22 protein-coding genes are annotated in these 24,640 nt (G+C 66.7%); 12 read left to right on the forward strand and 10 right to left on the reverse strand.

Going from position 1 to position 24,640, the window contains the following annotated elements; translation table 11 throughout:
* Window positions 1-196 precede the first annotated feature (196 nt).
* The 5 genes from ACERNI_RS10135 to ACERNI_RS10155 all read left to right on the forward strand — a co-directional run bounded on the left by ACERNI_RS10135 (window position 197) and on the right by ACERNI_RS10155 (window position 4,204).
* Complete coding sequence (locus ACERNI_RS10135) at window positions 197-496, forward strand: accessory factor UbiK family protein (protein WP_448833174.1); 300 nt, start codon at window positions 197-199, stop codon at window positions 494-496.
* 520 nt (window positions 497-1,016) lie between these two features.
* Window positions 1,017-1,520, forward strand: coding sequence for a YbjN domain-containing protein (locus ACERNI_RS10140; protein ID WP_448833175.1), 504 nt, complete (start codon window positions 1,017-1,019; stop codon window positions 1,518-1,520).
* A gap of 465 nt (window positions 1,521-1,985) precedes the next feature.
* The gene (gene proC / locus ACERNI_RS10145) at window positions 1,986-2,807 is read left to right on the forward strand and encodes a pyrroline-5-carboxylate reductase (protein ID WP_448833176.1); all 822 of its coding nucleotides are present in this window, start codon (window positions 1,986-1,988) and stop codon (window positions 2,805-2,807) included.
* Window positions 2,808-2,978: 171 nt separating this feature from the next.
* Window positions 2,979-3,743: a TetR/AcrR family transcriptional regulator gene (locus ACERNI_RS10150; protein ID WP_448833177.1), complete on the forward strand. Its 765-nt coding sequence runs from the start codon at window positions 2,979-2,981 to the stop codon at window positions 3,741-3,743.
* Between the two features lie 95 nt (window positions 3,744-3,838).
* Entirely contained in the window at window positions 3,839-4,204 is a 366-nt protein-coding gene (locus ACERNI_RS10155; protein WP_448833178.1) for a tRNA-binding protein, read from the forward strand.
* Window positions 4,205-4,563: 359 nt separating this feature from the next.
* Here the strand turns inward: ACERNI_RS10155 and ACERNI_RS10160 are convergent, their stop codons facing one another.
* The 3 genes from ACERNI_RS10160 to ACERNI_RS10170 all read right to left on the reverse strand — a co-directional run bounded on the left by ACERNI_RS10160 (window position 4,564) and on the right by ACERNI_RS10170 (window position 7,461).
* Window positions 4,564-5,979 (reverse strand): ATP-binding protein, encoded by a 1,416-nt coding sequence (locus ACERNI_RS10160; protein ID WP_448833266.1) that lies wholly within the window; start codon window positions 5,977-5,979, stop codon window positions 4,564-4,566.
* 235 nt (window positions 5,980-6,214) lie between these two features.
* Window positions 6,215-6,940 carry a response regulator gene (locus tag ACERNI_RS10165; RefSeq protein ID WP_448833179.1) on the reverse strand — a complete coding sequence of 242 codons (726 nt, stop codon included), beginning with the start codon at window positions 6,938-6,940 and terminating at the stop codon, window positions 6,215-6,217.
* Window positions 6,940-7,461 (reverse strand): MarR family winged helix-turn-helix transcriptional regulator, encoded by a 522-nt coding sequence (locus ACERNI_RS10170; protein ID WP_448833180.1) that lies wholly within the window; start codon window positions 7,459-7,461, stop codon window positions 6,940-6,942. The genes ACERNI_RS10165 and ACERNI_RS10170 overlap by 1 nt, the downstream gene beginning before the upstream one ends.
* A gap of 278 nt (window positions 7,462-7,739) precedes the next feature.
* On the opposite strand from ACERNI_RS10170, the gene ACERNI_RS10175 reads away from it, so the two are divergent.
* Window positions 7,740-8,627, forward strand: coding sequence for a branched-chain amino acid aminotransferase (locus ACERNI_RS10175; protein WP_448833181.1), 888 nt, complete (start codon window positions 7,740-7,742; stop codon window positions 8,625-8,627).
* A gap of 158 nt (window positions 8,628-8,785) precedes the next feature.
* On the opposite strand, the gene pgsA is transcribed toward ACERNI_RS10175, so the two are convergent.
* Both pgsA and uvrC read right to left on the reverse strand, forming a co-directional pair.
* The gene (pgsA, locus tag ACERNI_RS10180; protein WP_448833182.1) at window positions 8,786-9,409 is read right to left on the reverse strand and encodes a CDP-diacylglycerol--glycerol-3-phosphate 3-phosphatidyltransferase; all 624 of its coding nucleotides are present in this window, start codon (window positions 9,407-9,409) and stop codon (window positions 8,786-8,788) included.
* Window positions 9,410-9,639: 230 nt separating this feature from the next.
* On the reverse strand, window positions 9,640-11,886 hold the full coding sequence (uvrC, locus tag ACERNI_RS10185) for an excinuclease ABC subunit UvrC (protein WP_448833183.1): 2,247 nt from the start codon (window positions 11,884-11,886) through the stop codon (window positions 9,640-9,642).
* A gap of 510 nt (window positions 11,887-12,396) precedes the next feature.
* Between uvrC and ACERNI_RS10190 the strand changes: the two genes are divergently transcribed.
* The 6 genes from ACERNI_RS10190 to pth all read left to right on the forward strand — a co-directional run bounded on the left by ACERNI_RS10190 (window position 12,397) and on the right by pth (window position 17,704).
* The gene (locus ACERNI_RS10190) at window positions 12,397-13,341 is read left to right on the forward strand and encodes a ribose-phosphate pyrophosphokinase (protein WP_448833184.1); all 945 of its coding nucleotides are present in this window, start codon (window positions 12,397-12,399) and stop codon (window positions 13,339-13,341) included.
* Between the two features lie 97 nt (window positions 13,342-13,438).
* Window positions 13,439-14,149 (forward strand): 7-cyano-7-deazaguanine synthase QueC, encoded by a 711-nt coding sequence (queC, locus tag ACERNI_RS10195; protein WP_448833185.1) that lies wholly within the window; start codon window positions 13,439-13,441, stop codon window positions 14,147-14,149.
* Between the two features lie 200 nt (window positions 14,150-14,349).
* Window positions 14,350-14,928, forward strand: coding sequence for a superoxide dismutase family protein (locus ACERNI_RS10200; protein WP_448833186.1), 579 nt, complete (start codon window positions 14,350-14,352; stop codon window positions 14,926-14,928).
* A 274-nt stretch (window positions 14,929-15,202) separates the two neighbouring features.
* The gene (locus ACERNI_RS10205) at window positions 15,203-16,078 is read left to right on the forward strand and encodes an enoyl-CoA hydratase-related protein (protein WP_448833187.1); all 876 of its coding nucleotides are present in this window, start codon (window positions 15,203-15,205) and stop codon (window positions 16,076-16,078) included.
* A gap of 249 nt (window positions 16,079-16,327) precedes the next feature.
* Complete coding sequence (locus ACERNI_RS10210) at window positions 16,328-16,936, forward strand: 50S ribosomal protein L25/general stress protein Ctc (protein ID WP_448833188.1); 609 nt, start codon at window positions 16,328-16,330, stop codon at window positions 16,934-16,936.
* Between the two features lie 192 nt (window positions 16,937-17,128).
* On the forward strand, window positions 17,129-17,704 hold the full coding sequence (gene pth, locus ACERNI_RS10215) for an aminoacyl-tRNA hydrolase (RefSeq protein ID WP_448833189.1): 576 nt from the start codon (window positions 17,129-17,131) through the stop codon (window positions 17,702-17,704).
* 150 nt (window positions 17,705-17,854) lie between these two features.
* Here the strand turns inward: pth and ACERNI_RS10220 are convergent, their stop codons facing one another.
* From ACERNI_RS10220 to ACERNI_RS10240, 5 genes are all read right to left on the reverse strand, one after another.
* On the reverse strand, window positions 17,855-19,096 hold the full coding sequence (locus tag ACERNI_RS10220; protein WP_448833190.1) for an ABC transporter substrate-binding protein: 1,242 nt from the start codon (window positions 19,094-19,096) through the stop codon (window positions 17,855-17,857).
* 166 nt (window positions 19,097-19,262) lie between these two features.
* Entirely contained in the window at window positions 19,263-20,510 is a 1,248-nt protein-coding gene (locus ACERNI_RS10225) for an ABC transporter substrate-binding protein (RefSeq protein ID WP_448833191.1), read from the reverse strand.
* 625 nt (window positions 20,511-21,135) lie between these two features.
* Complete coding sequence (locus ACERNI_RS10230) at window positions 21,136-22,398, reverse strand: ABC transporter substrate-binding protein (protein WP_448833192.1); 1,263 nt, start codon at window positions 22,396-22,398, stop codon at window positions 21,136-21,138.
* Window positions 22,399-22,723: 325 nt separating this feature from the next.
* A complete protein-coding gene (locus ACERNI_RS10235; protein WP_448833193.1) occupies window positions 22,724-23,752 on the reverse strand; it encodes a branched-chain amino acid ABC transporter permease in 1,029 nt (342 codons plus the stop codon).
* A 2-nt stretch (window positions 23,753-23,754) separates the two neighbouring features.
* Window positions 23,755-24,633 carry a branched-chain amino acid ABC transporter permease gene (locus ACERNI_RS10240; RefSeq protein ID WP_448833194.1) on the reverse strand — a complete coding sequence of 293 codons (879 nt, stop codon included), beginning with the start codon at window positions 24,631-24,633 and terminating at the stop codon, window positions 23,755-23,757.
* Between the last annotated feature and the right edge of the window lie 7 nt (window positions 24,634-24,640).

The raw sequence follows: 24,640 nt of genomic DNA on the forward strand, positions 1-24,640 counted from the left end.
GCGGCGGCGACGAAGAGTGCAAGGAGCCGCCGCGAACCGGCCAGGGCGGCGCATCGGCCTGGCGCATGGCCCCAGGCTCGCGACGCTTTGTTGGCGGGCGACGCTTTGTTGCCTGGTTGCCGGCGGCCGGTTGATGTGACCGCCGGCGCCGACTATCTAGTCAGCACACGCAAGCCCCCGCGCCGGAGGAACGACCATGTCGATTGGTTCGAACAGGCTGTTTGATGAATTGTCCCGTCTGGCGACCGACGCCATTGGCGCGGCGGAGGGCGTGCGTCGCGAGGCCGGCGCCGTGGCCCGCGGCCAGATTGACCGCCTGACCCAGACGCTTGACCTGGTTTCGCGCGAGGAATTCGAGGCCGTGCGCGACATGGCGATCGCCGCCCGTGAGGAGAATGACCGGCTCGCCGCCCGCCTCGCGGCGCTGGAGGCGCAACTGGGCGAAGCGCGCCCGGCAACGGCCACAACCGGCGCAACCGACGCGCCAACCGACTGAAGCGCCGCCAGGCGCTTCGCTGGCCTCCAGCGCAGGCTGCCGGCGCCAATGGTTCTCCGCTGATTCCATTCGGAAACTGTCCGCGCATTGCCGGGGCGGCCCGGAATGACGCGCGCGAAGGCAGCGTGATCGCGGCGGCGCATGCGTTCATGTGGACAACTGACCGCCCTGGCGTCCGCCTTGCGGCAAACACGGCCTGGTTTGTGGACAGTCCGGGCCGGGCGGTTGTGGGGGCAGCGGGAATCCCGGACTGTTTGCGCGATGTTCGCAGGAACAGCCCTGCGCGATATAGTGAAAATACAGGTGATTCGTCCGCTCCAGTCCTGTGGGCGGGGCAATTCCGGATGCGGGCAATGGCCGCCTCCGCCGGAACTGCTGCGCGGACGGCGCCTGTCCTGGCGAATACTCCGGCTCACCCGGCGTTTCACCGGTTGCCGGACGGTTTTTTGTGCGTCGCTGTGTTTGCGCGGGCGGTCGCCTGCGCGGGACACTCCCTGACCTCCAGGCCGAGGGCCCCGGCATGACCTACACCGATTTCGACGTTATCAGCCGCACCGAGCATCCGCTCGACGTGCTGGAGCGGCTCGCCGCCAGTCAGGACTGGGCATTCGACCGTGATGACGATGACGAACTGTCCGTCACCGTGGGCGGCAGCTGGGCCGAATACCATGTCGCCTTCACCTGGGTGCCGGAGGTCGAGGCGCTGCATATTGCCTGCGGCTTCGATCTGAAAGTTCCCGAACGGCGTCGCAATGAGATCATGACCCTGATCTCGCTGATCAACGAACAGCTCTGGCTGGGACATTTCGACCTGTGGGCGTCGGAAAGCGTGGTGATGTACCGGCACGGGCTGCTGCTGGCTGGCGGGGCCGAGCCAACCCAGGGCCAGTGCGAAGTGCTGATGACCACCGCGCTGGAGGCCTGCGAGCGCTACTATCAGGCCTTCCAGTTCGTGCTGTGGGCCGGGAAGCCGGCGCGCGAGGCGCTCGACGCGGTGCTGTTCGAAACCCAGGGCGAGGCCTGAGCTTCAGCGACCGGGGGACGCGCGATCCGCGAGGTCGCCCCGGCGCGGCGACGGCTTTCTACGCGCTCCTTCACGCCGCCCGCCGCGCTCCCCTGCCATGCGCCACCCGTCATGGCCGGACCTGTTCCGGCTATCCACGTCATGACGCGTCCGTGACGCGCCCGCGCCCGCGCCCGGCGACCGCTGCCGGTTTTGCGCCGCGCGCCGACTTTTCCCACCGCACAACGACATGGCTGCCCGCAACGGGCGCGCACATGGCGCGCAGGGATGGCTGGCGGGCATGGCTGGACGGGCATGACTGGACAGGCATGGCCGTGCATGAATGGCCAAACATGAACAGCATGGCATGGCGTTCGCGACCGGCCCGCTCCGTCAGGATTCACCATTCAGCCCGCGACGGTTTTGCTCTAGATGGAGACTGATCCGTTTTCGCACCGGACATCCGGAGCAGCAGCGAGGCATATCATGGAGCAGTTTCCCGCATCCCTCATTCTCGCCGGCGCCGGCCGCATGGGCGGCGCCATGCTGGAGGGCTGGCTTGAGGGCGGGCTTGCTCCGGCCAGCATCCAGGTGATCGAGCCGCACCCCTCCGGGGCGCTGACCGCCCTGGCGCAGCGGACCGGCTTGCAGCTCAATCCGCCGGCAGGCAACCTGCGCCCGGCGCGCGCCCTTGTGCTCGGCATCAAGCCACAGATGCTGGCCGAGGCGGCCCCGGCCCTCGCCCCGCTGGCGGGACCGGACAGCCTTGTGCTGTCAATCCTCGCCGGCAAGACCCTGGCCAATCTGGCGGCGGCGTTTCCGCAGGCCGGCGCCATTGTGCGGGTGATGCCCAACCTGCCCGCCTCCATCCGGCGCGGCGTCAGCGTCGCCGTGGCCGGCGACGGCATTGATGCGCCCCGCCAGGCGGAGGCCAATGCGTTGCTGCGCGCGGCCGGCGACGTGGAATGGGTCGCTGATGAGGCGCTCATTGACGCGGTGACGGCCGTCTCGGGCTCCGGCCCCGCTTACGTGTTCCACCTGGTCGAGGCCATGGCGCAGGCTGGCGTCGCCGCCGGCCTGCCGCGTGATCTGGCCGAGCGGCTGGCGCGCAAGACGGTGATCGGCTCCGGCGACCTGATGCGGGCTTCCGATGCCTCGGCGTCGGCGCTGCGCGAAGCCGTCACCTCTCCCGGCGGCACCACCTTCGCCGCCCTGCAGGTGCTGATGCGCGACGGCGACGGCATGCCGGCGCTGCTGACGGAAGCCATCGCCGCCGCCGCCGACCGCTCCCGCGAACTCTCCGGCTGAGGCCCCGCCATATTGCCGGCGCCGGCATGAGGTTGACTGGCCGCTTGCCCACGCCGGCTTGTGGGCGTTTACTTGCAGGCGGCGGCGCTCAGGCATTTGTTTGCCTCGCAAGGTTCGCCGGCCCGCGTCGCTTCGCTGACGCCCATCCGTGTTCTGAAAGGAGCCCGCGCCATGTCCGCCACCGACGCCAGAGCCGACGCCAAAAGCGGTCGCCCGGAGCAGCCGGCGCGCGAGCGCATCATCGAGGCCCTGCTGGCCATTGCCGGGGAGCGCGAGGCTGAGGGCGCCAGCGCCTGGTCGCGCATCAGCATCAACGATATCGCGGAGCGGGCTGGCGTCAGCCTCGCCGAATTCCTCGCGGCATTCCCCTCGAAGGGCGCGGTGCTGGGCGGCTTTGCCCGCATGATCGACATGAAGGTGCTGGCCAGCCACGCTGCCCGTGATGACGACATGGGCGGCGAACCGGCGCGCGAGCGGCTGTTCGACATCATCATGATGCGGCTCGATCACATGGCGGCGCATCGCGCCGGGCTGCGCGTCATCCACGCCGGCGTGCGGCGCGAACCGCTGACCATCGCCGCGCTCAACAAGGCGGCGCAAAACTCCTGGCGCTTCATGCTCTCCGCCGCCGGCATCGACACGGAAGGTCCGCTGGGCGCGCTCCGGGTTCAGGGCGCCGCCCTGCTGTTCGCCCACACGGTGGAAACCTGGCTGTATGACGATGATCCCGGCCAGGCGAAAACCCTGGCGCGCCTCGACCGTGAGCTGGATCGCGGCGGCCGGGCGCTGGCCCTCGCCAACGACGCCTGGCGGCTAACCTCGCCGCTGCGCCGGCTGGCCTGCGCCGTGCTGGACCGCGGCGGCCACAAGCCGCGACGGCCCGAGCCCGCCGCCCCGGCCGCGGATGCCGGCGAGGCCGCGCCTGAGGCGCGCTGACCCGCCAGGAGGAACCTCAAGGGGGACCTCGGATTTTGATATGAACAGCCCGAAAATACTCTATAGTCCGCGCCTTTGCAGCGGACTGACGTGAGATGAGCGACAAGCAACCGGGCCTGACGGGCGATCTGATTTCAATTGATGACTTTCTGAAGGTCGACGTGCGCGTCGGCACGGTGGTGGAGGCCGCGCCGTTTCCCGAGGCGCGCAAGCCGGCGATCCGGCTGGTGATCGACTTCGGCGGCGAGATCGGGCGCAAGAAATCTTCGGCGCAGATCACCGCCAACTACCAGCCGGAGGAACTGATCGGCCGTCAGGTGCTGGCGGTGGTCAACTTCCCGCCGCGCCAGATCGGCCCGATGATGAGCGAAGTGCTGACCCTGGGCGTGCCCGACGCCAACGGCCAGGTGATGCTGATCGGCCCCGACCGCGTCGTTCCCAACGGCGGAGCGCTGTACTGAGCTGCAGGGCGCGCGCCCGTTGCGATGATCGGCTGCGTGACCGGACAGGAACGGCCCACAAGGGCAACGCTGGCAGGGGCATGGAAGCCCGTCCTTCCAGGCCGTCGTGCCCAGACTGCTCCAGGCATCCACGCCTTTGCTGTCCGGCTGCAGTAAACCCACCTGCGGCAGCCGTATTCCGTGGATGGCCGGAACAGGTCCGGCCCTGACGACTGTGGACCGGATCATGACGGGCTGCGGACCTTGATGGACCATGGGCCGGCACCAGCGCGGGCAAAAGACCGGCGCAGGCAAAAGCAGGCAGCAGATCAGGCAAGGACGGCCCCGGCAGGAGGGCGATAACGCCGCCCTGCCAAAGCCTACACCGGCACGCGCACCAGGGCGCGCAGGCCGCCAAGGGGGCTGTCCTGCAGCACGACGTCGCCGCCGTGCGAGCGGGCGATGTCGCGGGCGATGGCGAGGCCGAGGCCGGAGCCGCCTTCGTCCTGGTTGCGGGCCTCGTCAAGGCGCACGAACGGCTTGAATACGTCCTCGCGCTGCTCGGACGGCACGCCAGGGCCATCGTCGTCCACCGTCACCACCAGCCAGCGCGCGTCGCGCGTCGCGCCGAGGGCGACATTGTCGCCGTGGCGGGCGGCGTTGGACGCCAGATTGACCACCAGGCGGCGGAAGGCGTCCTCCCGCACCTTGACGCGCAGGTCGCCGGAAGCGGCCAGCGTGACGTTGTGGCCGACGCGCTCCAGATCGAGCTGCACGTCCTCCAGAAGATCGCCAATATCGGTTTCGTCGGCCGTTTCCTCGGCGTCGCCGCGCGCAAAGGCCAGATAGGCCTCCAGCATGCGCGACATCTCATCGACATCGCGGTGCAGGTCCGCCACCTCCGGATCATCCTCCGGCATCATCGCCAGCGACAGCTTGAAGCGGGTCAGAATAGTGCGCAGGTCGTGGCTGACGCCATTGAGCATGGTGGTGCGCTGCTCCATGGCGCGCTCGATCCGGCGCTTCATCTCCAGGAATGCGACGCCGGCGCGGCGCACCTCCGCCGCCCCGCGCGGCCGGAAATTGGGCTCGCGGCCCTTGCCGAAATCCTCGGCGGCGTCGGCAAGGCGCAGCACCGGGCGGATCTGGTTGCGCAGGAACAGGATGGCGACGACCATCAGCACCAGCGCCGTGCCGAACATCCACATCAGGAAGATGTGCGAATTCGAAGCATAGGCGAGGCTGCGCCGCGCCAGGATGCGCATGACGGCGCGATCGAGCTGGACGCGGATCTCGATCAGGTTCGACTTGCCGACGGTGTCGATCCAGAACGGTCGCGCCACCTGCTTGCGGATTTCCTCCGACAATACCCCGTCGAGAATCGAGAAGAACGGCTTGGGTTGCGGTGGCGGCAGGCGTTCGTCGGGCAGGAAATCAATGTCCATGCCAAGCCGGTCAGCGGCAATGCGCGACAGGGTGGTGGCGTCGGCGTCCTGGGGATAGCTCTCGTAGACGTCGATCAGCGCCGAGATATCAGCCGAAACGGCGGCCGACATGCGCCGGGTCACGGTCTGGTAGTGCCGCTCCAGAAAGACGTAGGCGATAACCGACTGCAACAGCAGCATGGGGGCGATGATAATGATGAGCGAGCGGGCATAGAGCCCCTTCGGCATCACCGAGCCAAGCCAGCGCGCCGCGCGCCGCCAGATGCGCGCCGGGGTCGCCAGGGCGTCCGCAGCGCGCGCCAGCCCGGCGCTGAAGCCAGGCGGCGTCTGGCGCAAGGCGCGCGCGCCCATGGCGGCTGCGGCGCGCCACAGCGCCGCCGCCCCCTGCCCCGCCATGCGCCCGGCGCCCAGGGCTGCCCTGCCCAGGATGACGCCGGCGTCGCGCAGGCCCACATCCAGGCGCCGCAAGGCCGCGCCAGGCTTTGGCGTAACCGGATGGCCTGCGCCAGATCCCCCTGCGGCAGATCCCCCTGCGGCAGATCTACCTGTGGCAGGCCCCCCTGCGTCAGGTCCGCCCGCCTTCATGTCAGCCATCCACGAGCAGCCGGTAGCCAATGCCGCGCACGGTCTGCAGCCAGGCCGGATTGGCCGGGTCGTTCTCGATCTTGCGGCGCAGGCGATTGATCTGCACGTCCACCGTCCGCTCGTTGGCGACGCCCCCTGGCCCGCCCTGACCTGAAATGGTTTCGCGCGGAACATTGTCGCCGTTATGGCTGGCGAGAATGGTGAGGATTTCCCGCTCGCGGTCGGTGAGCCGCACCAGTTCCTCGCCGCGACGCAATTCGCCGCGATCCAGCCGGTAGGTGAAGGGGCCGAAGCTGACCTGTTCCGGCGCGCCGGCGTGGCCGTTGCTGGCCGTGCGACGCAGGATGGCGCCGATGCGCAGCAGCAGCTCGCGCGGCTCAAACGGCTTGCCGAGGTAGTCGTCGACGCCGATCTCGAGGCCGCGAATCCGGTCCTGCGGGTCGCCGCGCGCCGTCAGCATCAAGATCGGGGTGTTGAGGCTGCGGCGCAGGCGGGCGGCGAAATCGAAGCCGTTTTCACCCGGCATCATCACATCGAGCACCATGACGTCGAACTGGATCTGCGTCAGCCTGGCGCTGGCCTCGGCGGCGTCCGCGGCGGCGGTGACGCGATAGCCATTGTCGCCGAGAAACCGCGCCAGCAGAGCGCGCAGGCGGCGGTCGTCATCGACCACCAGAACATGGGGGGCATCGTCCCCCAGCGGCGCACGCGGTCTTGCCGCAGCCATCAGCCCTTCTCCCGCGTCACGGTCCGCCGCCCCTCCGGCGCCGGCCAGTCCACCATCGCCTCCAGGAAATCCACCACGTGGATGCGGGCGCCCGGGGCGCATCCGGCAAGGGCGCGGCTGATGCGCGCGCTTTGCAGCACCGCCAGCTCATGCACCAGCGCTGCTCCCGCATCGGTAACGTACAGCAGACGCTGGCGGCGGTCAGCCTCCCCCTCGCGCTGGGCGACGTAGTCCTTCTCCAGCAGCTCCTTGAGGACGCGGTTGAGGGATTGCTTGGTGATGCGCAGCAGGTCGAGCAGGCCGGCCACGGTCATGCCCGGATTGCGGCTGACGAAATGCAGCACCCGGTGGTGGGCCCGGCCAAAGCCGTCGGCGGCCAGGCGACGGTCGGCGTCGCCGACGAAATCGCGATAGGCGAAAAACAGCAGTTCAATCAGATCCAGCGCCGGCCGCTGGCCCTGGGCGTCAACCGCCCCGGCCCGATGATCGTCAGCGCGGCAGTCGGTCACATGAACCTCCATTACGTCAGTTCTATTGACATATCCCAATTTGGCGACGCACCGTCAAGCGCCAGAAACCGGAGGCGGGCGCGGGCGGCTTTCCCGCAAAGTCGGCTTGCGCCGGTTTTTGCCGGCCGCCGCCAGTTGCAAGCAACCGGGAACGGGACTACGGCCTCTGTGCGCAAACCGCCCGGATCGCGCCGCTGGCTGGCGAGGGCTTGCCAGCATCGCGCCTGGTGGATGACATTAATTCTGAATGCGGCGACACAGCCGCCCGATCAAGACTGGAGGAAATTGTCATGTCCGCGATTCCCATGGACAGCCGTGAAGGCGTCATCTGGTTTGACGGGCAGCTGGTCCCCTGGGCCGACGCCAGGATTCACGTGCTGACCCACGGCCTGCACTACGCCTCCTGCGTGTTCGAGGGCGAGCGGGCCTATGGCGGACAGATCTTCAAGTCGAAGCAGCATTCGGAGCGGCTGAAACAGTCCGGAGAACTGCTCGACTTCACCATTCCTTACGCGGTGGACGACATTTGCGCCGCCAAGAAGCTGGTGATCGAGAAGAACAACCTGCCCGACTCCTACGTGCGGGCCTTTGCCTGGCGCGGCTCCGAAGCCCTGGGCGTCTCCGGTCTCGCCAACAAGATTCACATGGCGATCGCCGCCTGGGAGTGGCCGAGCTATTTCGCGCCGGAAGAGCGGCTGAAGGGCATCCGCATCACCATGGCGGACTTCCACCGCCCGGACCCGATGACGATCCCGTCGCGCGCCAAGGCCTCGGGCCTGTACATGATCTGCACCATCTCCAAGCACAAGGCCGAGCGCGCCGGCTATGCCGACGCCCTGATGCTGGACTGGCGCGGCCGCGTCGCCGAATGCACCGGCGCCAACATCTTCTTCACGAAGAACGGCGTGCTGCACACGCCGCTGGCCGACGCTTTCCTCAACGGCATTACCCGGCAGACGGTGATCGAACTGGCGAAGCGCCGGGGCATTGAGGTGCAGGAACGGATCATCATGCCGGAGGAGCTGGGCAGCTTCGAGGAATGCTTCATCACCGGCACGGCCGCTGAAGTGACGCCGGTGGCCGAGATCGCCGACTGGCGCTTCACGCCTGGCGCGATCACCAAGGCGCTGATGGACGACTACACCGCCGAGGTGCAGCCGAAGGCCGCCGCCGCCTGAGCGGATGACGATGTCCCGACATGGCAATGCCCGCGCAAGTCGCGGGCATTTCTGTTTTGGCGGATGCGGCCGAAGGGGGCCCAACTTGAGACGGCCGGCGGGCGGCGCGGCCGTGATTTACCGGCGCCAGCTTGATGCCAGGCGTCCGGCCCCGCGACTTATGGCTTCTCGCCAGACACGGCCTTCCGGTCCGCCTCGATCAGATGCCGCACGCCGGCGCGCATGTAGTCCCACCCGGTATAGAGGGTGAGCAGCGCCGCCGCCCACAGCAGCACAATGCCGATGCGGCTTGCGTAGGGCAGCACCGCATCGCCGGCCGGGCCGACGATCAGGAACCCCAGCGCCAGCAATTGCGCGGCGGTCTTCCATTTGGCCACGGTGGAAACCGGCACGCTGACGCGCAGGCTGGCGAGAAACTCGCGCAGGCCCGAGACAAGGATTTCACGCGACAGGATGGTGATCGCCGCCCACAGCGACCAGCTGCGGATATCACCGCTGGCGGCCAGCATCAGCAGGCTTGCCGACACCAGCACCTTGTCGGCGATGGGGTCCAGCATGCGGCCGATGGCCGACTGCTGGGACCAGGCGCGCGCCAGATAGCCATCGAGATAGTCGGTGATCGCCGCCAGGGCGTAGATGCCCAGCGCCAGCCAGCGCATGGTGAATTCATGCGGCCAGAACAGACAGGCGGCGACGGCCGGCGCAGCCAGCAACCGGGCATAGGTCAGGATGTTCGGCAGGCTCAGGGCAGTGGAGCGTCTGGTCACGGATATCTGGCTCATATTCTGACATTTCATGGGCCAGGAAAGTCGGCCCCGTCTGGCGATGGCGCCGTCGCGCCAGGCGACGGCGTCATGTTCACGTGCAGCGCCTGCGCCCGAAACCGAACGCGGAGGCGCCGCAGCCTGCGCTGACGTGAAACGGCGTCAGGCGAAATCATCTGCGTCAACGCCATTGGTCCCGTCAACCGTCAGCGCCCCGCCATGCCGCGCAGGGCCCGACGATACCCCCATCAACCGGCGCCATCATGAAAAAAAGCGTAAACCGTCCGCGCCGTGGCGGCGTTGACGCCAGGCGTGCGCGCCAGATCGTCCAGCGAGGCCGCCGCCACTGCCTTCGCCGTGCCAAAATGCAGCAACAGGGCGCGCTTGCGGGCCGGGCCGACGCCTGGAATTTCATCAAGCGGGCTGCGCACCAGGTCCTTCTTGCGCCGCGCCCTGTGTGCGCCGATGGCGAAACGGTGCGCCTCGTCGCGCATGCGCTGGACGAAATACAGCGCCGGATCGCGCGGCGGCAGGCGGAAGGGCGCCCGGCCTTCCATGAAGAACGTCTCGCGACCAGCCTCCCGGTCCATGCCCTTGGCGATGGCCGCCAGCGCCACGTCGGTCACGCCCAGCTCGGCGAACACCGCCTTCGCCGCCTCGTGCTGGCCGCGTCCACCGTCGACCAGCACCAGATCGGGCCAGGCCGGCATGACGGCGGCGTCCGCGTCCTCTGTCGCCCCATCCTCCGCCGCCCCGTCCGCCATCGCATCCAGCGAATCAGGCGGCGGGCTGTCGGCCGGCCCGGCGGCGGGAGCTGCCTCGTGACGCGGCTCATCCTTCAGCAGGCGGGCGAAGCGGCGGCGCAGCATCTCCTTCATCATGCCGTAGTCGTCGCCCGGCTTCAGATCTTCCGAGCGCATGTTGAAGGTGCGGTAATGGGTTTTGGCAAAGCCGCCGACGCCCGCGACGATCATGCCGCCAACGGCGTTGGTCCCCATGATGTGCGAATTGTCATAGACCTCGATGCGGCGCGGCGGGCGCGACAGGCCGAAGGCCGCGGCCAGCGCTTCCATCAGCTTCTGCTGCGAGGCGGTTTCGGCAAGTCGCCGTGACAGCGCCTCATGGGCGTTGCGGGCGGCGTGCTCGGCCAGATCGCGCTTTTCGCCGCGCCGGGGCGTCGCCAGCTCCACCGCCCGGCCGGTTTTGGCGCCGAGCGCCTCGGCCAGCAGGGCGCGCTCGTCGGGCTCGACCGAGGTCAGGATCAGCCGGGGGCACGGGCGGTCATCGTAGAACTGGGCGATGAACGCCTCCAGCACCTCGCCGGGGCTGGTGGAGCGGTCGGCGCGGGGAAAATAGGCGACGTTGCCCCAGTTCTGGCCATTGCGGAAAAAGAACGCCTGGATGCAGAACTGCCCGGCCTGCTCGGCAAAGCCAAAGACGTCGGCCTCCTCCACCGAACGCGGATTGACCTCCTGGGATGACTGGATCGCCGACAGGGCGGCGAGGCGGTCGCGGTAGCGCGCAGCCTTCTCGAATTCCAGATTGTCGGACGCCGCCTGCATGTCGCTGGCCATGCGCGCGCGCACCATGGTGCTACGGCCTGAGAGAAAGGCCCGCGCCTCCTCCACCAGGGCGTCATAGTCCTGCTGCGGAATTTCGTTGGTGCACGGGCCGGAGCAGCGCTTGATCTGGAACAGCAGGCAGGGCCGCGTGCGGTTCTCGAAATAGCTGTCCGAGCACGAGCGCAGCAAAAAGGCGCGCTCCAGCGCATCGAGGGTGCGGGTGACGGCGCCGGCGTTGGCGAACGGCCCGTAATAGTCGCCGGGCCGGTTGCGGGCGCCGCGATGCTTGAGAATCTGCGGGGCCCGGTGGTCGCGGGTCACCAGGATATAGGGAAAAGATTTGTCGTCCCGCAGCAGCACATTGTAGCGCGGGCGCAACTGCTTGATGAGGTTGGCCTCCAGCAGCAGCGCCTCGGTCTCGGTGCGGGTGGTGACGAACTCCATGGTCGCGGTGGCGGCGATCATCCGCGCCGTGCGGGCGCCGCCATGGCCGACGCCGCGGGTATAATTGGCCACGCGGTTCTTCAGGTTGCGGGCCTTGCCGACGTAGAGCACCTCGCCATTGGCGTCGATCATCCGGTAGACGCCCGGGGAGCCTGGCAGGGTCCGCCAGAACTTGCGGATGACTTCCGCGCCCGCCGCAAGATTGCCGCCATGGCCGGCGCTGGACGCCAGGTCGGCGGCGTCGGCGGCAAAATCCAGCTCAACGCCAGAACCGCCCTCGGCGAAACCCGCCGCTTCATCAGTGGGGACGGAATCATCCGGCGCGCCAGAAAGAGATGGATAGCCGTCATCCGGCAACCCATCTCTTTCTGACGCATCCCCTGCTGACGCATCCCCGGCAACGGCCCGCCCGTCCGCCGGCTCCCCGGCGGCTGGCGGCTGGCCAGCGCTGACAGGCGTGACACGGGGGGTTTTGGGGCGCGAAATCATGCTCCATGATCTAATCGCCCGGCGGCGATTTCGCAAAGGTTGCAAAGCGTGGCGCCCGTGTGACAGCAGCCGGACATGGCGGACGCGGCCTGCGCCCGCCGGCCAAAGCGCCATGAAACAGGACGCCCGATCAATCATTTTATTTTCAATCAGTTAGCAGGAAATTTCGCGCGTTTTTCCGATGCAGACGCCTTGCCGCGCGGCGCGGTGGCGGCGGCCGGATACGCCGCCAGACGCCGGTTGCAGGGCGTTCCGGAGCCAGTCAGCCCCCTTTTCGGGGGCGTTCTGCGCCTCACGCAGCCCGGCGCGGCGAAAATCACAACAGGAATCGTATTGTTCCCACGCGGCAGCGCTGCTAATAGCCCGGCCATCAAGAACAGCGTCCGTTTCCGTCACGGCTGCGCGCAACCGCGCGGGGCTGGCGCCGTTCATATCCGGCCTGCCATGGGCCTTCCGGTCGCCCGCCGCCGCCAGCGCAGGCCCGATCACACGAACAGAATGGCCGTCAGGATGAAATCCTCCATCAAGCTCGTCTCCGGCAACTCCAACCGTCAGCTCGCCGAAGCCATCGCCAGCTATCTGGAGACGCCGCTGGCGGTTTGCCAGGTCAAGCGCTTCGCCGACATGGAAGTGTTCGTGGAAATCCAGGAGAACGTGCGCGGCGAGGACGTGTTCGTCATCCAGTCCACCTCCTATCCGGCCAACGACCACCTGATGGAGCTGCTGATCATCATTGACGCCCTGCGCCGCTCCTCGGCGCGCCGCGTCACGGCGGTTCTCCCCTACTTCGGCTACGCCCGCCAGGATCGCAAACCCGGTCCGCGCACGCCGATTTCCTCCAAGCTGGTGGCCAACCTCATCACCCGCGCCGGCGCCGACCGCGTGCTGACGCTGGACCTGCACGCCGGCCAGATCCAGGGCTTCTTCGACATTCCCACCGACAACCTCTACGCCGCCCCGGTGATGGTGCGCGACATCAAGGAGCGGTTCGCCGGCGAGGAAGTCATGGTGGTGTCGCCGGACGTCGGCGGCGTGGTGCGCGCCCGCGCCCTGGCCAAGCGCATCGACGCCCAGCTCGCCATCGTCGACAAGCGCCGCGAGCGTCCCGGCGAGAGCGAGGTGATGAACATCATCGGCGACGTCAAGGGCCGCTCCTGCATCCTGATCGACGACATCGTCGATTCGGGCGGCACCCTGTGCAACGCCGCCGAGGCGCTGCTGAAGCAGGGCGCCAAGGAAGTCACCGCCTATTGCACCCACGGCGTGCTCTCCGGCGGCGCTGTCGCCCGCATCGCCTCGTCGCGCCTGAAGGAAATGGTCATCACCGATTCCATCCAGCCGACGGAAGCCGTGCGCGTGGCCCAGAATTTCCGCGTGCTGTCGATCGCGCCGCTGATCGGCGAGGCCATCGGCCGCACCGCTTCCGAGTCGAGCGTTTCCAGCCTGTTCGACTGAGCAGCCGCATTTTCATCGTCAAAGGCCCGGAACTGGCGCGCCAGCTCCGGGCCTTTGACGTTATAAGGGCGCCATCCGGTTTTTCGGGAGAAACAGCATGCTGAACAATGACCGCGCGCTGGTGCTGCTGTCCGGCGGCCAGGACTCCTCCACCTGCCTCGCCTGGGCGCTGGCGCGCTTCGCTGAAGTGGAGACCATCGGTTTCGACTACGGCCAGCGCCATGCGGTGGAGCTGACCTGCCGCGACGCCATCCGCGCCGGCATGGCCGCGCCCTCCGGCGCGCTGACCGGACGCCTCGGCGACGACCACATGCTGAAACTGGAGGCGCTGGGCGCGATTTCGGACACGGCGATGACCCGCGACATCGCCATCGTCGCCAGCGAAAACGGCCTGCCCAACACCTTCGTGCCTGGCCGCAACCTGCTGTTCGTCACCTTCGCCGCCGCGCTCGCCTACCGGCGCGGCTGCCGCCACATCGTGCTGGGCGTCTGCGAAACCGATTATTCCGGCTATCCGGACTGCCGCGATGACGCCATCAAGGCCATGCAGGTGGCGCTGAACATCGGCATGGAGGCGCGCTTCGTGCTGCACACGCCGCTGATGTGGCGCGACAAGGCCGCCACCTTCGCCCTGGCGGAGGATTTGGGCGGCCCGGCGCTCCGCGACCTGATCGTTGAGCACAGCCACACCTGCTATGTGGGCGACCGCAGCCAGCGCCACGACTGGGGCTATGGCTGCGGCGAATGCCCGGCCTGCCAGCTGCGGGCCGATGGCTGGCGCCGGTTCATGAGCGCCCGCCAGGCCTGAGACGGCGCGCCCCCGTCCCGCCCTGCCCGCTCCCGGACTTGTGACCCGCGGCGGCGCCGCATCACCGGGTCGTGTCGCCGCCACAGGCGTTGTTCCCCCATGCGGCATGGACGCAGGAACGCCGGCGATCCATGCTGGAGTTCATTCCGCTGGCCGGCGCGGTCTGGCCCGGAACATCAACCGATCATGGGAGAAGACGCATGCACGGCCTGACATTCTTCGCCACCGCGATGGGCGCGACCCTGGTCGCGGCCGCGCTTCCAGCCATGGCGCTGGCGGCAGGGACGACCGACCGCAAGCCGGAGGCCACGGCTGCCTTCGTGAACGGCAAGGGCGCCGCGACTGGCGAGGCGCAATTGTTCGAAACCCCGGCCGGCGTATTGATCCGCGTGGAGATCAGGGACCTGCCGCCAGGCCAATGGGTGGCGTTCCACGCCCATGAGCACGGCGGCTGCAGCCCCGCCGACGGCCACAAGGCCGCTGGCGGACACTTCAATCCGACCGGGGCCAAACATGGCTATTTCGCAGAGGGCGGGCCGCACGCCGGCGACATGCCGAACCAGCGCGTCGGCGCCGATGGCGTGCTGCGGGCCGAGGTCTTCGCTCCCATGCTCTCGCTGGGCGGCGCGGGCCGGGCGTCGTCCGACGTGAGCGGCCGCACCCTGATGATTCACGCCAAACCGGATGACTACGCCAGCCAGCCGGCAGGCGACGCCGGCGAACGTCTCGCCTGCGCCCCGGTTGCGCGCGCCGGGGCCGCTGGCAAAAGCAGCCACTGACAGGCCGCGCCGGCAGCCGCCGGACGTCGCGTGGCGGCGGTTGTCGCCGCCACCGCCCTGCCTTTCCCCTAACCCTTTATCCCCTGCCCCCTGCCGCCTTGCTCCCTGGCCGCCTTGCTCCCTGGCCGCCTGGCCGCCCTGGTGTCCTGTCTCCCTGGTGTCTTGCCGCCCTCTTGTCTTGCCGCCCGGCCAGACAAGACTGGCCGTTTGCCTTGTCGCGCCCGCCAATGGGACCGATAGTGTGCGCAAACAAATACAGGCAGGAGGAAGCCCGATGACCGACGCCGCGCGTCCGGACGAGATTTTGCTGATCGATACGCCGGCGCCGAAGGTGCGGCGCCTGACCCTGAACCGTCCCCACAAACGCAACGCCCTGAGCAATCCGTTGCGCGCCGCCATACTCGCTGCGCTGGAGGCGGCGGATCACGACCCGGACGTGCACGTCTCCATCGTGCGCGGCGCCGGACCATGCTTCAGTTCAGGCTACGATCTCTCCGCTGAAAATGCGGCCGGTCAACCGTTCCACACCGCCGGGGGGCCCGGCCAGTGGCCGCGCCATGTGGTTGAGGGCTGGACGCGCATCTGGGATCTGCAAAAGCCGGTGATCGCCCAGGTGCACGGCTATTGCCTGGCGGGCGGCAGCGAACTCGCCGCCTGCTGCGACCTGGTTTACGTGGCGGAAGACGCCCAGATCGGCTACCCGCCGACGCGGCTGATGAGCCCGCCCGACAACCAGTTCCATCCCTGGCTGGTCGGCATGCGCCGCGCTATGGAAATGTACCTCACCGGCGATTCCATTTCCGGCGTCGAAGCGGCGCGCGAAGGCCTCGCCAACCGGGCCTGGCCGGCGGCGGAACTGGACGCGCGCGTGCTGGAGATGGCGCAGCGGGTGGCCCTGACGCCGCCGGAGTTGCAACAGATCAACAAGCGGGCGGTGCACCGCGCCATGGAACACATGGGGTTGCGCGCCGGCATTCGCGCCGGGACCGAGCTGCAGGCGCTGGCCATGACCACCGAAGCCAGCCGCGCCTATTTCAGCCGCTTCCGCCGCGACGGCTCCAGCGTGGCGCAACTGCTGAGCGAACGCGACGCCGCCTTTGGCGACTACCGCACGAAGGCGGATGGGGAAGCGCCCGAACAGTCGTCGTAATGCCATAGCTGGCCGGCCGCGCCTGCCTGGAGAAGGGCATGCCATCGATATGTCCGGGCCTGGCGACCTGAGCAAAATGAAGGCCATGGCGTTGCCTGGCCCAATGCAGGCGGCGGCGAACGCCCGCCCCATTCTTGCCAGAGCGCCGGTCCGCCGCTATAAGGCCCCTGCCCGTCAGACACCCTTGGAGGCGCGGGCAAGCGCAAGCCGCCGCGAGGCGGCTATTTGCATTACTGTAAGGATACCACAATGACCGCCGTCAAGCAGATCAATGCCGAGGCGCGGACCCGGGTCGGCAAGGGGGCCGCTCGTGAACTGCGTCGTCAGGGCCGTTCGCCCGCCGTCATCTATGGCGCTGGCCAGGAGCCGCTGCCGATCTCCATCGAATACGCGCCGCTGCGCCTGGCGATCTTCGCCGGCGGCTTCATGACCACCATCTTCGAGATCACCGTTGGCTCGAAGACGGAACGCGTGATTCCGCGCGACTACCAGCTCGACCCGGTGCGCGACACCCCGCTGCACGTCGACTTCCTGCGCGTGACCCGCGACGCCACCATTGACGTCGAAGTTCCCGTCCACTTCATCAACCAGGAAGCTTCGCCTGGCCTGAAGGCCGGCGGCACGCTGAACATCGTGCGCCACCACGTCAGCCTGACCGTCCGCGCTGACGCCATTCCGGACGCCATCGAGATCGACGTGGCTGGCCTGAATGTCGGCGACACGGTGCATATCTCCGCCGTCAAGCTGCCGGCCGGCGCCGAGCCCAGCATCCATGATCGCGATTTCACCATCGCCAGCATCGTGGCTCCGACCGTGAGCCAGGAGCCGGCCGCTGGAGAAGCTGCTCCGGAAGCCTGATCGGGCAACGCGCCCGCAGCGGCGGGCGACATGGAAGCATCCGGCGGGAGCGGCGACGCCCCCGCCTTTTTCATGACCGGAGCCAGCCAGGCGCAGGCGGCAGCATGGGGCCGCCCCATGCCCCGTTCCCTGGCCGGGCGGCGGCGCGCTCCGCCACATCCGGTCCAGTCCGGACAATGAAAGGCGCCGCGCATGCTGTTGTTCGTCGGTCTTGGCAACCCCGGCCCGAAATACGCCGGCAACCGCCACAACATTGGCTTCATGGCCGTGGACGCCATCGCCCGCCGGCATCGGGCCGCGCCGTGGCGCAGCAAGTTCCAGGCCCAGGCCTCGGAGGCGACCATCGGCGGCGAGCGGGTCGTGCTGCTGAAGCCGCAGACCTACATGAACGAATCCGGCCGCTCCGTGGCCGAGGCGGCGCGATTCTACAAGATCGCCATTGGCGATATCGTGGTGTTCCATGACGAACTGGATCTGGCGCCTGGCAAGCTGCGGGTGAAGACCGGCGGCGGCAACGCCGGGCACAACGGCCTGCGCTCGATCACCGCGCTGGCCGGCAATGACTACCGCCGCGTGCGCCTCGGCATCGGTCATCCGGGCCACAAGGACGCGGTGCATGCCTTCGTGCTCAACGATTTTGCCAAATCCGAGCACGAATGGGTGTCGCAACTGTGCGACGCGGTCGCCGACGCCGCGCCGCTGCTGGCCAGCGGCGAGGACGCCACCTTCGCCAGCAAGGTGCATCTGGCCTGCCAGACGTCTGCCTGACAGGCCTTCGCCCGCGCGGGGCTCAATGCCGGCATCGCGCCGCCGGAGCATTCCCGGAAAAGTGGGGCCCACTTTTCCTGAAGAAAATGCCCGAACTCAGAACCGGCAAAGCATTTCCGGCGAGCCTGATGTCACCGTGAATGCCCTGGCTTACTTCATGGCGCCGCTCAGCACGGGACCAAAATTCTCCCAGCGGTCGCCAGTGAATTTCATCATCCGCTCCTGCTCGATCGGGTAGAAGTCCGTCGGGCTGGTATTGATGGTGATGCCGTCCTGCAGCATGCCGGGATCGAAGTTCTTCAGATTGGCGGCCTGCTTCATGATGTTTTCACGCGTCAGGTCGTCGCCAGCCTGTTTCAGCGTCTGCACCAAGGTGCGGGCAACATTGTAGCCATAGACGTAGTTGGACTGGGTCTTGTCGACGCCCGGCAGGTATTTGTCGATGAAGGCGTTCCATTCCTTCACGCCCGGGTCGTCCTTCAGGCCGGGATCTGTCGGATCCTTGACGTAGTTGACGCTCATGATGCCCTGGGCGTTCTGGAAACCGGCCGGCTTGATAACCGCGCCCACGGAGCTGGATACGTTCACCAGCAGGTGCGCCGGCTTCCAGCCGATCTCGCTCACCTTGCGGATCGCCTGGGCGGCGAATTTCGGCGTGGTGATATTGACGAGCAGGTCGGCGCCGCTGGAGCGCAGCTTCAGGATCTCCGCGTCCACGGTCGGCGCCGCCAGTTCGTAGGAGACCTCCGAGACGATCATCGACTTCGCCTTGTCGCCAAGGCCATCCTTGAGACCCTGCAGATAGTCGCGGCCAAAGTCATCGTGCTGGTACAGCACGCCGATTTTCGCGTTGGGATATTTGTCGAGGATATAGCGGGCGTAGATGCGCCCCTCGCCCTGGTAGGTGGGCTGCCAGCCGATGGTCCAGGGATTGTTCTGGTAGTCGCCCCATTTGGTGGCGCCCGTGGCCAGGAACAGGTGCGGCACGCCCTTCTGGTTCAGGTATTTCTGGACCGCCGTATTCGACGGGGTGCCGAGCGGGTTGAACACCAGCAGCACGTTGTCCTGCTCCACCAGCTTGCGCACCTGCTCCACCGCCTTCGGCGGGCTGTAGGCGTCGTCATAGGAGATGAAGGTGATCTTGCGGCCGTTAATGCCGCCCTCGTCATTGATCTTGCGGAAATACGCCGCCTCTGTTGTCCCGATACTGCCGTAGGCCGAGGCAGGCCCACTATAAGGCATGATGTTGCCGATCCTGATTTCGGTATCAGTCACGCCGGGCCCATATTTCTTTTGCGCGGCGGCCGGCGACGCCTGCAACGCAAATCCCGACAGCCCCGTCGCAGCCGCGAGAACGGCTACGCCAGCGCCCCTCAAGGTCGCTCTGATCATCACGTGCTCCACATCCGGAAAGAAAAATGCGCGCTCTCATTGGTTCCGGCGCGTCCTGTTTCATTCTGTTGCAGATGTGACTATTTGCAATACCTTCACCTGGGCGGGGCGATTATCACAATGGTGATAATACTTTCGTCGGATCGCCCGCCGCGCCCGGGCTGCTTCACAGGCGCGCCTCGCCAGTGATCACCGCGCCGAGCGGACGCCAGCGGGCTCCATCGAACTGCAGTGGCTGCAACTGCCGGAAGGGGAAGTAATTGTCTGGCGCCGTATTGATGGCAACGCCTGGCAGCAGCATGTCCAGCCGCAGATCGCTGATGCTGGTCGCCTGGCGCAGCAGGTTCTCGCGCGTCAGATCATCGCCGCAGCGTTCCAGCACGCGCGTCAGCAACTGCGCCAGCACATAGCCGTAGACGTTGAGAATATTGTTGCGATCCACGTCCGGCAGATACTGGTCAAGGAAAGCATTCATCGCCTTCATGCCGGCGTCGTCGCTCCAGGCCGGGTCGGCGGGGTCCTTGAGGTAATAGCTGCTGATGACGCCCTTGCCGTTCTCCAGGCCAGCGGGGCGCATGGTTCCGGCCACGGTCTGCGAGACGCTGACCAGATACTGCTCCGGCTTCCAGCCCATCTCCGCGATGCGGCGGATGGCCTGGGCGGCGAACTTCGAGGTGGCGACATTGACGAACACCGTGGCCCCGGCGGCGCGCAGTTTCACCAACTGGGCGTCGACAGTCGCATCCGTCAGTTCATAGGGCGCCGTGGCGACGATCATGGCGTCGGCGCGGGCGCCAAGGCCGTCGCGCAGCCCCGCCAGATAGTCCTTGCCAAAATCATCGTTCTGGAAAAGCACGCCGATGCGGGCCTCCGGCGTGCGCTCCAGGATCATGCGGGCATAGACCATGGCTTCGGCCTGGTACGGCGGCTGGCCGCTGATGGTCCAGGGGAAATGGCGGTGGTCGCCCCATTTGGTCGTGCCGGTGGCGACGAAAAGCTGCGGGATGCGCCGGTCGTTGAGATATTTCTGGATGGCGGTGTTGGACGGATTGCCGAGCGGATTGAAGATGGCCAGCACGTCATCGCTCTCGACCAGCCGCCGCACCTGCTCAACCGCCTTTGCCGGATTGTAGGCATCGTCGTAGGAGATGAAGCTGACCTTGCGGCCATTGATGCCGCCAGCGTCATTGACCTTGCGGAACCAGGCCGCCTCCACCTTGCCGATCACGCCATAGGCCGATGCGGGGCCGCTATATGGAAAGATCGAGCCGATGCGGATTTCCGTATCGGAAGCGCCCGCATCGTAACGCCCTTTGCCCGCCCGCGCCGGCCAGGAGCCCAACATGGCGCCCGACATACCGCCCGCCGCGCCAGCGCCAGCGGCCACTAGCAGGCCGCGCCGTGTCCACTCCATCCCGAAACCCCGTTTATCTATTAAGCCGCCGCATACGCACTTTCTTGGTAGCGAGCGCATCGCGGCTTGCCAAGCGGGGAACCAAGATTAATATATATTATTATATTTCAATAAGTTAATTCTATTCCGTCCGGCTGCGGAGCAACCAGATCTGGCCTCATCCCGCTGTCGCCCTACAATGATCGACATGGATGCCATCAAAATAATAGATAAATCATCGGTGCGACCGACGCGACGGCCTCCGCGCGGGAGTATACCCTTCCGCCTCGTTCGGCCGTCCGCTTCCCCACCATGGCTGGACCTGTTCCGGCCATCGGCGAACAATCAGGACGCCTGATTGCCGGCGGGAAGAACGGGAAGCATTTTGTAGCTGATCGCGCGCTGCTTCCGGCGCAAAGCCAGGCCCCTTGTCGGGAAGGCGCGCCCCGGTGAAAGGGGGCGTTTCCCTGGCGCGACGCGGTGATCGCAACGCGGGACAACGCGCCAACGCCGGGCAACGCGCCATGAGTGCATGATGCTGCAAGCGGGCGCCTCTTGGGTGCGAATAACCGGCAAAGCAAACAGTCAGACCGTGATGCGGCCATTCCGGACGCATCACGATCCAATGGGTCAGTGGTTCGTGGTGTCAGTGGTTCGTGGATGCGTCGATCAGGTCGCCGAACGGAACCCAGCGTTCGCCGTCAAAGCGCGCCATGCGCATCTGCTCGATCACCAGATAGTCGGTCGGGCTGGTGTTGACCGACATGCCGGGCAGGAACAGGTCCAGCGTCACGTTCTTCATGGACGCGGCCTGTTTCATGATGTTCTCGCGCGTCAGGTCGTCGCCCGCGGCCTTCAGCACCTGCTCCAGCAACTGGGCGGCCGTGTAGGCGTAGAGGTAAACGGCGTTGTCCTTGTCCGCCCCGGGCATGTACTTGTCCATGAAGTCCGACCATTTGTTCAGGCCGGCGTCGCCTTTCCAGGCCGGATCGGTCCAGTCCTTCAGATAGCCGATGCTGAGAAGTCCCTTGGCGTTCTCAAGACCGGCAGGCTTGAGCACCTGGGTGATGGAAACCGAATTGACCGTCAGAACGTGCATGGGCTTCCACTGCAGTTCCGCCGCCTTGCGAATGGCCTGGGCGGCGAACTTCGGCGTCGTCAGGTTGACAAAAATATCCGCGCCGGTGTTCTTCAGACGGACCATCTGGGAATCGACCGTGGGATCCGTCACCTCGTAGGAAACCTCGGCGACGATCATTTTGTCAGCGCCAGCGCCAAGACCCTGGCGCAGGCCGGTGATCACCTCACGGCCAAAATCGTCGTTCTGATAGAGAATCGCAATTTTGCCATCGGGCTTGTTGGCGCGGATATAGCGCCCGTAGATCCGCCCTTCCGTGAGATAGGTCGGGTTGAAACCCATCGTCCACGGATACTCCTTCGGCTCCGAGAACCGGCTGGCCCCGGTGGAGACGAACAGTTGCGGAACCTTCTTCTGGTTCATGTATTTCTGGATCGCCGCGTTGGGGGGCGTCCCCAGCGTCTGGAAGGTGAACAGCACGTTGTCCTGTTCCACCAGCTTGCGAATCTGCTCAACCGTCTTGGGCGGGCTGTAGCCATCGTCATAGCTGAGCATGCGCAGCTTGCGGCCATTGATGCCGCCCTGCTCGTTCAGCATGCGGAAGTAGGCTTCCTGCGCCTTGCCGATCACGCCGTAGGACGACGCCGGTCCGCTATAGGGCATGGTCTGCCCGAACAGGATTTCCGTATCGGAAGCGCCCGGACCGTACTTCTTTTGGGCCGCCGCGCCCGACGCGGACAGGGCGAGCATGGTCGCCGCGGCCGTCGCCGCCACGGCGAACCCGGCCGCCGTGCGCGCAGCCCGCGCAACGTGTTTTGCCAAAACCTGCATGGTCTTCCTTCCCCAGTTCTGGCGCACCGTGACCTGGAGCGCCGTTTTTTCGGACCCACCCCCCTTGGGCCGGTCTCGACCCGGGCCTGCGCCCGGGCTCAGGGAGACAACGCACAAGCGTTACCAGGCGGCCGAACCGGCGGCGCCGGCCGCGCCAGCGCAACATGTCCAGCCTTCCCGGCATTTCCCGCCGACGCTCCCTCCCTGGGTCACAAAAGAAAACGCGGCGGCCCCTGGGGGACCGCCGCGCTCTATTTCCATGCGCCGAAGCGCGAACCGCAGGCTCCTGACCGACCATCCGGCATCAGGAGCACCGCCATCGGCCTCAGGCCCCCCGCCGCAAGACTTTGTGGCGGATGAGGGCGATGAAGCCCGCGACGCCCGTCGGCATGATGAACACCAGGAACATCAGGATCAGGCCGTAGAAGGCGCCCGACAGGCCCTTGGAGATGCTCTCGGCAATGTTCGGCACGAACAGGACGAACAGACCGCCGAAGAAGGCGCCCGGGATCCAGCCCACCCCGCCAACGACCAGGCCAACCAGCAGCGCGATCGACAGGACGACCGTGAAGCTGTCCGGCGCCACGAACTGGACAACGATGGCGCCGAGGGCGCCGGCGATGCCGGTGTAGGTGGCGCTGATGCCGAAGGTGGTCGCCTTGTAGAGCGAGTTGTTGACGCCCATCGAACGCGAGGCGATCGGGTTGTCGCGGATAGCCATCATGGCGCGGCCGGTGCGGCTGCGGAGCATGTTGCTCGCCATCCAGAACATGATGGCCGTCACGATCAGCGTGAAGAAATACAGCCACTGGTCCTGGTTGAGCGGCAGGCCAAACGGGGCGTCCGGCTTCATGATGACAATGCCCTGCACGCCGCCAGTCCAGTGCTCAAGCGGCGACAGCTTGAGAATCTGTGGCGTCGCGACCGACAGGGCGAACGTGGCGAGGGCAAGGTAGATGCCTTCGAGACGCAGCGCTGGCAGACCGAACAGGAAGCCAAACACGAAGCAGACGATGCCGGCGACGGGCAGCGTCCAGACGTAGGAGATCCCCGCCTTGTCCATCAGGATCGCCGCCGTGTAGGCGCCGATGGCGTAGAAGGCGGCGTGGCCCAGCGAGAACTGGCCGTTGAAGCCCGTGAGCAGGTTCAGGCCGAGAATGGCGATGGCGTAGATCATCACCATCGTCATCTGGAACACGAAGAAGCTCTTCGTGACGAATGGCAGGGCGATCGCCACGACGAAAATGAGGATGCCAAAGAGGACCTTCAGCGTCCGGTCCCGACCCAGAGGCCGGGTTTCGATGTCGACGGCGACGGCGGGATGCTCGGCCGCTTCCTCAAGATTGACAGACATGATTACACCCGCTGGACGGTTGCGCGGCCAAACAGACCACCAGGCTTCAGGACGAGCACCAGGACGATGATGCACAGGGCGATGGTGAGCTTCAGCTCGCCGCCGATGACGGGAATGAAGGTGCCGGCCAGGTTCTCAACCACGCCCACCATGAAGCCGCCAAGCACGGCGCCGCCCGGGCTGCTGAGACCGCCGAGAACGGCGCCAGCGAAGCCATAGGTCAGGATGCCGAGCATCATGTTCGGCTCAAGGAACACCACCGGAGCCACCATCATGCCGGCGACGGCGCCGATGGCGGTGGCGAGGCCCCAGCCGAGTGCGATCATCCAGGAGACGCGGATGCCAACGAGCCGCGCCGAAACCGGATTGTCAGCGGAAGCGCGCAGCGCCAGACCGACGCGCGTGTAACGAAAGAAGAAGAACAGCGCCAGAAGCAGGATCAGCGTAACGACCATCATGCCGGCCTGGTGGGCGCTGATCAGGCTGGAGCCAAACAGCGGAGCCGAACCGAACGGCGACGGGAACGTCTTGATCGAGAAGTCCCAGATGAAGCCGGCGGCGCTGGTGATGATGGTCAGCAGGGCGATGAACATCACCACGTGGCTGAGGATCGGCGCATTGTCGAGCGGCTTGAAAATAACGCGCTCGATGACCACGCCACCCACGAACGATATGGCGATGGTGAGGAAGAACGCAGCCCAGTAGGGCACGCCCCAGGTGATCAGCTGCCAGGCGATGAAGGTGGAGAACATCGCCATTTCGCCCTGGGCGAAGTTCAGGTGGCCGATGGCGACATAAATCATGACGACGGCGAGCGCGACGCAGGCATAGATAGAGCCGGTCGATATGCCCGCAATGACTTGCTGAACAAAGAGTTCCATCAGTCGG

Source organism: Camelimonas sp. ID_303_24 (assembly GCF_053543495.1).

What these genes read in the sequence shown, in the direction of transcription:
- proC (WP_448833176.1), top strand. Translation starts at nt 1,986, where the DNA reads ATGGAGCAGTTTCCCGCATCCCTCATTCTCGCCGGCGCCGGCCGCATG.
- ACERNI_RS10155 (WP_448833178.1), top strand. Translation starts at nt 3,839, where the DNA reads ATGAGCGACAAGCAACCGGGCCTGACGGGCGATCTGATTTCAATTGAT.
- queC (WP_448833185.1), top strand. Translation starts at nt 13,439, where the DNA reads ATGCTGAACAATGACCGCGCGCTGGTGCTGCTGTCCGGCGGCCAGGAC.
- pth (WP_448833189.1), top strand. Translation starts at nt 17,129, where the DNA reads ATGCTGTTGTTCGTCGGTCTTGGCAACCCCGGCCCGAAATACGCCGGC.
- ACERNI_RS10205 (WP_448833187.1), top strand. Translation starts at nt 15,203, where the DNA reads ATGACCGACGCCGCGCGTCCGGACGAGATTTTGCTGATCGATACGCCG.
- ACERNI_RS10230 (WP_448833192.1), bottom strand. Translation starts at nt 22,398, where the DNA reads ATGCAGGTTTTGGCAAAACACGTTGCGCGGGCTGCGCGCACGGCGGCC.
- ACERNI_RS10150 (WP_448833177.1), top strand. Translation starts at nt 2,979, where the DNA reads ATGTCCGCCACCGACGCCAGAGCCGACGCCAAAAGCGGTCGCCCGGAG.
- pgsA (WP_448833182.1), bottom strand. Translation starts at nt 9,409, where the DNA reads ATGAGCCAGATATCCGTGACCAGACGCTCCACTGCCCTGAGCCTGCCG.
- ACERNI_RS10220 (WP_448833190.1), bottom strand. Translation starts at nt 19,096, where the DNA reads ATGATCAGAGCGACCTTGAGGGGCGCTGGCGTAGCCGTTCTCGCGGCT.
- ACERNI_RS10160 (WP_448833266.1), bottom strand. Translation starts at nt 5,979, where the DNA reads ATGGGCGCGCGCGCCTTGCGCCAGACGCCGCCTGGCTTCAGCGCCGGG.
- ACERNI_RS10175 (WP_448833181.1), top strand. Translation starts at nt 7,740, where the DNA reads ATGTCCGCGATTCCCATGGACAGCCGTGAAGGCGTCATCTGGTTTGAC.
- ACERNI_RS10200 (WP_448833186.1), top strand. Translation starts at nt 14,350, where the DNA reads ATGCACGGCCTGACATTCTTCGCCACCGCGATGGGCGCGACCCTGGTC.
- ACERNI_RS10210 (WP_448833188.1), top strand. Translation starts at nt 16,328, where the DNA reads ATGACCGCCGTCAAGCAGATCAATGCCGAGGCGCGGACCCGGGTCGGC.
- ACERNI_RS10190 (WP_448833184.1), top strand. Translation starts at nt 12,397, where the DNA reads ATGAAATCCTCCATCAAGCTCGTCTCCGGCAACTCCAACCGTCAGCTC.
- ACERNI_RS10165 (WP_448833179.1), bottom strand. Translation starts at nt 6,940, where the DNA reads ATGGCTGCGGCAAGACCGCGTGCGCCGCTGGGGGACGATGCCCCCCAT.
- ACERNI_RS10235 (WP_448833193.1), bottom strand. Translation starts at nt 23,752, where the DNA reads ATGTCTGTCAATCTTGAGGAAGCGGCCGAGCATCCCGCCGTCGCCGTC.
- ACERNI_RS10225 (WP_448833191.1), bottom strand. Translation starts at nt 20,510, where the DNA reads ATGGAGTGGACACGGCGCGGCCTGCTAGTGGCCGCTGGCGCTGGCGCG.
- ACERNI_RS10240 (WP_448833194.1), bottom strand. Translation starts at nt 24,633, where the DNA reads ATGGAACTCTTTGTTCAGCAAGTCATTGCGGGCATATCGACCGGCTCT.
- ACERNI_RS10170 (WP_448833180.1), bottom strand. Translation starts at nt 7,461, where the DNA reads ATGGAGGTTCATGTGACCGACTGCCGCGCTGACGATCATCGGGCCGGG.
- uvrC (WP_448833183.1), bottom strand. Translation starts at nt 11,886, where the DNA reads ATGATTTCGCGCCCCAAAACCCCCCGTGTCACGCCTGTCAGCGCTGGC.
- ACERNI_RS10140 (WP_448833175.1), top strand. Translation starts at nt 1,017, where the DNA reads ATGACCTACACCGATTTCGACGTTATCAGCCGCACCGAGCATCCGCTC.
- ACERNI_RS10135 (WP_448833174.1), top strand. Translation starts at nt 197, where the DNA reads ATGTCGATTGGTTCGAACAGGCTGTTTGATGAATTGTCCCGTCTGGCG.